Here is a 912-nt window from a genome sequence, read left to right as displayed (position 1 = left end):
GTGTAGTTGGCCGCACACTCCCATTTGGGTACGATGCCTCCCTCGGCGGCTTTGCGCAGAAGGGAGCGCACATAGGCCGCGTTTTCCTGCGGGCGGGTGAGTGACACCAGCGGGTGAAGTGCGCGGAATGTGTCCCAAAGCGAGAAAACGGTGAAATCCGGTTCGTCCTTCCGGCCCTGATGGATCTTCATGTCCATTCCCCGCCGGCGGCCGTCCACATCGGAAAAGACCATCGGCGCCAAAGCCGTGTGGTACAGCGCCGTATAGAATATCGTGTCGGCCGGCAGGCCGCTTGTTTTCACCTCGATGCGTGACAATTCGGTCTGCCATTTCTCTTTTGCCGCACGGCGCACGCGCTCAAAGTCAAAGTGTGGCATTTCGGCCGTCAGATTACGGGCCGCTCCCTCGGTGTCGACGGCTGAAAGTCCTACTCTTACGAGCAACGGTTCGTTGTTCATGTCGCCAAAGCGGAGCAATATTTTGTTGCGGGCCACTTTCTGTCCTTTCACGCTTACGGTGTCGCGAATCACCGTACTTTCCACTACAGGTCGGGAGAAACGGGCTTCGATGAAAGCCCTTTGGTCGTAAGCCCACCAGTAGCTGCGCCGGTAGGCACGCAGTGTGTGCCGGTCGGGCAACTCTGCGCCACACTCCAGCGTGGTTTGTTCCTGTATGGCATAATCCAGGTCGAGCAACAGGGAGGCTTCTTGTCCGTATGGAAAGGTGAAGCGGAACATCGCGGCCCTTTCTGTGGCTGTCATTTCCGCCTGTACGGCATAGCGTTTCAGATGTACGGCATAATAGCCCGGTCTGGCGCTTTCCTCGTTGTGGCTGAAAGGCGAGGCCCATGGCATTTGCTGTAACCCGTCAAGACGTATTTCCGCATCATTGAGGTCAATATCCCCCGTAAAG

The 912-nt window shown here is 57.2% G+C and carries 1 protein-coding gene; it reads right to left on the bottom strand.

What is annotated here, in order from left to right; translation table 11 throughout:
• Nucleotides 1–912 (bottom strand): glycoside hydrolase domain-containing protein (locus tag C5S62_RS05010; RefSeq protein WP_145958216.1); only part of this gene is annotated, 912 nt, incomplete at both ends.

Source organism: Prevotella sp. MGM2 (genome assembly GCF_002933955.1).
Lineage (GTDB): Bacteria > Bacteroidota > Bacteroidia > Bacteroidales > Bacteroidaceae > Alloprevotella.
This window is presented reverse-complemented; position numbering and strand designations above follow the sequence as displayed.